Genomic DNA, 4,254 nt, shown 5'->3' with positions numbered 1-4,254 from the left:
CTGGTGCCGCTTGAGCAGAAAAGGGCGTAGCAGCCCTCATGCCCGGAACGATTTTCGCATGACGCATGGGGCGGGCGGTACGGTGCGCACGTTATTGCCCTCATTCCTGCGAATTGCCGCCATTATTGTGGTGAACAATGAGCTCATAAATCAGCCATTGGAGCCAAAAATGACACGGTACTGGAAAAGTGATCTCATCCTCATGATTGCATATAGCTCGATTGCCGCGGTGTTCGTAGTCGCCGCTCTATAAGTTTGGTGTGCGGACCGGGCAGGCCTGCGCATCTAGGAGCGCAAGACAAAGGTTTCCTGGGGCATACCCAAAGAGGCAGACGTTATGATCCGGCTAGGTAAGCTCTATTTTGGATGGGCAAAGCCTGAGCGCGAGCTTCGGTATCTCCCGGAATTGATCATTTGCCCCAGCGAGAACCAAGCACAACGCATCCGTCAGACGCTCGCGCCGGACGCCCCTGTCCGCGTGGTGACGCCGCATATCTCTCAGTTGAGGGGCAGGGTCTATGCCAAGGTGACGGTTTTGCCTGGCGTTGATCTGGAGCAGGACGTCGGTGGCGCGGGCAGTCTGCGCAGTATTTTAGAACACCGCCAGTTAATGTGGCGGGACCGGGCCATTCTGATCGTGCTGTGATCCAAGTTTGGGAGATGCAGGGCGGTCTTGATGGGCAAGAGCCCCTGCCGGCTTTTGCCGAGCGGTGCAGCCGCGCGTCCATTGCCATCCCTGTCATGGCGAAAGTACCTATCGGTTCTCATCATTTGCCCTAGAATGGCCTCAGGTGATTTAACAACACTATGCGTATTGCATCTGTTAGGCGTTCGCTCAGCCGCTCGATGCAAAGCTGGAACGTGTAGGATTTTCGACCGCTCTTTTTGACATAGGACAGTAATTTGATGCAGACGATCTGGTCTTGCACCTGGGACAGCTGGCAGATTGGCATTGGCGACCCAGGCTGGGGCGGCTGGATGATCGTGGCGATCTACATAAGCGCAGGGCTGCTGTCTTTGCGGGTGGCCGTTGGGGCCGTCTTTCCGGAGCCTTCGAGAGGAAGGGAGCAGGCGTTCTGGGGGATTTTGGGCCTGATCTTGCTGCTTTTGGCGGTCAACAAACAATTGGATTTGCAGACCTTGCTGACCGATGCCGCCCGCTGCATGGCACAGCTTCAAGGTTGGTATGAGACCCGACGTCCAGTGCAGATCGGATTCCTTTTGACAGTTCTTATATCGATCCTGATCCTCTTCGCGGCAGCCTCTATCACCCTACGCGGCACGATGCGCCGCAATGGCCTTGCGCTCACGGGTCTGGTGTTTGTGTTGGGGTTTGTGGGCATGCGGGCGGCCGGGTTCCATCACATGGATCGGCTGATCAATATGGAGTTCCACGCCGTTCGGGTGAACTGGATTTTGGAGATGACGGGGCCTCTATTGATCTTGTTGGGCGGTGTCTTGATATTGCGCAAGTCCTAGCTGAGAGCATCGACCTGCTGCCAAAAACTTTATGAACCTCGCCCCGCCTGCGGCGAACCTGCGCGCCGAGCGTTCGTTTTTATGCGGTACACCGGCGCTCCTCTGCGCGCGCGTTGGAAGAGCAAACGGTTTCTCTGTCCGGGCGCGCGACCGCGCTCTCTGAGGGGGATTTCCAAGAGAAGTTCCTGAGGGGCTTTGACCTGAGTTTGCCCGCTCATGCTGTCCAATGATGGGCGGCTTGCGCCTTCTATATAAGAGCTTTGAGAGACGGGGGATCTTTCAAAGGGTTCGCTTTGAGCTGTCCCTTGTCCGGGATTTTTCCTGACCAATGCCAAGCCACAGGTCCGCTAGGAGCCGCGGGTGGGGCGCGCTGATCGGGCCTATCCAGAGAGGCCTTGGGCGCAAGTTATCCACATGTCTTCGGCCTGCGGCCCAGCCTTCTTCTTTGGATCAGTTTTACCAGAACATAGTCTTTGAGACATGCCGACGATCAAGGCCCCCCGGCAGGGCCCAATGAGAGAGTACCGCCATGTCGCCCCTTAACAAAGCCAGCAGGTCTGAGCAGCTGAAGGTCAATGTATCTTCGGCAGAGAAAGAGGCCCTGATGCAAAAGGCGGCCGCCGCCGGTCGCAGCCTGTCGGATTACCTGAGGCATGTAGGGCTTGGTGCTAGGGCAGGGACCTCGCCGGTGCAGGTCCTGCAGATGGTCGGACTGCTCGAAGAGGCCTTGGCTTTGTTGGAAGAGATCGCGCAGCAGCAGGCACCCGCAGAGGGGGACGGTTTGGTGATCTTGGCGCGTTTGCAACGGATCGAGCAGCTTTTTGTACTGTTGGCCCCGGTTCCCTTTGATGCCCGGACATCCGCATGCTGATCGGTTGGTCGCCTCACCAGGCTTCTGCAAACTTGCATCAGCCCAGTGCCTATTTGCTTGACAGTAAGGTCTTGAAGGCCGTTGGAAAGACCCGGGTTTGGGAGGTCAGAGAGCCTGCTCCTGAACTTCTACTGGGCCAGCCCAGCATCGTACAGAGCGCGATCTCCGCCCTGCGGTTCGAGAAAAAATACCGCGTGGCGACCCTGTCCTTTGCGGCCTCGGATATTGATGTCGCAGCTTTCAACGCAGGAGAGCGCGCTGCGCGCGACCCGGTGGCGGCAGCCATCGATCTGTTCTTGGAGGTGGCCTTTGCCGGGGTTCCTGAGCCAAACCGTCCGCCGGTTTTTGCGGGCACCCATACGCACACTGGGCGGTTGGAGGTCAATATTGCGATGCCGCGTTTTGTCTGGACGCCCGCCAGAGAGCTGCGCAGCTATAACCCGTATCCGCCGATGAAGGGGAGCCGAAATGCGTGGGATGCATTGGGCGATTTCCTGAACGATGCCTTTGGCTGGGAGAACCCTCGAGCGTCCCACAAAGCGCGCGCAGTTGCAGGGCCGGACTGGCTGGAAAAACGGGTGGCGGCCGCGTTGCGGCATAACGTGCAGTTCACCACGGCAACGCCAAAGCTCTTCATGTTGCAGGGCGCCAAGAGGATCGCAGCCTCCCGCCAAGGCCGGGACCGGGCGGGGTTCTTGCCTTTGATGACAAAGGTGGCGGCCGCGGTGAAGTATCGCCCTGAGCCGAGGCCAGGGGGCGCCCTCGCTTTGGTCTCAGAAACAGACCCGCATCCGCTTGTGTTGCACGGTACATGCCTAGGGACAGGTACCGCAGCGGAGAGAGCTTTGCTCCGGCCTTATCCGAAAAGGACCCTGTCGGAGTATTGGCACCACCGCGCGGCTTGGAATACCTCTCGCTACGCAAAAGATGCTTGGGCCCTGACGGAGCCCAACTGGCAAGACCGGGTCCAGACGCCGCAGCTCGCCTTGCCTTCATGCCACCCCGACAAGCCCAAGCCCATGCAAGCACCGCAGCGCTTTGCCACCCTCGCGCGGCGTTTCGCGGCAGAGCTGCGCCGGCTGCGCGAGCACTTGGTACGGACCACGGCCCTTAGCCTGGTCGGGACCTGCATTGCCGCCTTTGACCGACGGGCTTTACGCCGCATCACAACCCGACTGGAGACCCTCTCTTATGACGAAAACATCTCACCCCACGGTCCCCTTGGAGGTCTTGATGAAAGACCTTTGCATTCTTCTTCAGCAGGTTCTGGGCCAGCACGCCGAGCGGGAGGTGGCCGGGGAGGTCACGGCTTTGGTCTCGGAACTGAGCGGCATTCGCCTCGAGATGGCGCGGCACAGCCGCGCCCTCGAAACGGCAGCTCAGGCGCTCAAAGCGAGCACCTCTGTGACAGGGCAGGAGCTGAAGGCGATCTCCCAGGATATCGCTTGGATCAGGACGCAACTCTCTCAGGATGCCTTCGGGCCATAGATGTGATCCGAGCGCTGCGGGGTGCGGCGCGGTCTGTCTTTGCGCAGCGCAACATTGCAATCGGCATGGATCATGAAAGGAGCTTCAATGTGGGCGGGTCGACTTGGGAGATCGTCTTTGCGCGAAGCGGAGAGATCACTGGCAGAGGAGACCTTTCTCAGGAAGACTATGAGACCTTCCTACAAGCTATCTGCGAACAACTGCATGTCTCGCCCGGCGCACTGCAGCCTCTCGACGAGAGCCACACCGCGTTCGCGCCCAGCTTATGAACGCTAGGGGATCTTTACGCGCAAAGCTGCGGCGGCGCGGGTACGGCCCATGATGGGTCGTAGCAGGCTTTATTCTGCGATCATCACTGAAGTCTATGAGAAGCATTACCTGAGGAAAATTACGATGGCCGACGTATTCTATGCAAA

The 4,254-nt window shown here is 58.9% G+C and carries 5 protein-coding genes; all 5 read left to right on the top strand.

The annotated features are described in order from the left end of the window. The coding region (locus ACGYKA_RS19945) for a hypothetical protein (RefSeq protein WP_394439870.1) at positions 1–253 on the top strand (253 nt) is incomplete at its 5' end. A gap of 84 nt (positions 254–337) precedes the next feature. Further along, the gene (locus tag ACGYKA_RS19940; RefSeq protein ID WP_276155287.1) at positions 338–646 is read left to right on the top strand and encodes a hypothetical protein; all 309 of its coding nucleotides are present in this window, start codon (positions 338–340) and stop codon (positions 644–646) included. A 332-nt stretch (positions 647–978) separates the two neighbouring features. Continuing rightward, positions 979–1,479: a hypothetical protein gene (locus tag ACGYKA_RS19935; RefSeq protein ID WP_304951666.1), complete on the top strand. Its 501-nt coding sequence runs from the start codon at positions 979–981 to the stop codon at positions 1,477–1,479. Positions 1,480–2,008: 529 nt separating this feature from the next. After that, positions 2,009–2,350, top strand: coding sequence for a plasmid mobilization protein (locus ACGYKA_RS19930; RefSeq protein WP_276155289.1), 342 nt, complete (start codon positions 2,009–2,011; stop codon positions 2,348–2,350). Then, on the top strand, positions 2,344–4,107 hold the full coding sequence (locus ACGYKA_RS19925) for a hypothetical protein (RefSeq protein ID WP_394387822.1): 1,764 nt from the start codon (positions 2,344–2,346) through the stop codon (positions 4,105–4,107). The genes ACGYKA_RS19930 and ACGYKA_RS19925 overlap by 7 nt, the downstream gene beginning before the upstream one ends. Positions 4,108–4,254: the final 147 nt, after the last annotated feature.

The sequence above is a fragment of the Sulfitobacter sp. 1A15106 genome, from assembly GCF_043556995.1.
GTDB classification, from domain to species: Bacteria; Pseudomonadota; Alphaproteobacteria; order Rhodobacterales; family Rhodobacteraceae; genus Sulfitobacter; species Sulfitobacter faviae.
This window is presented reverse-complemented; position numbering and strand designations above follow the sequence as displayed.

Bases quoted from the DNA above. Each gene is read 5' to 3' on its own strand.
- ACGYKA_RS19935 (WP_304951666.1), top strand. From the start codon at position 979: ATGATCGTGGCGATCTACATAAGCGCAGGGCTGCTGTCTTTGCGGGTG.
- ACGYKA_RS19925 (WP_394387822.1), top strand. From the start codon at position 2,344: ATGCTGATCGGTTGGTCGCCTCACCAGGCTTCTGCAAACTTGCATCAG.
- ACGYKA_RS19930 (WP_276155289.1), top strand. From the start codon at position 2,009: ATGTCGCCCCTTAACAAAGCCAGCAGGTCTGAGCAGCTGAAGGTCAAT.
- ACGYKA_RS19940 (WP_276155287.1), top strand. From the start codon at position 338: ATGATCCGGCTAGGTAAGCTCTATTTTGGATGGGCAAAGCCTGAGCGC.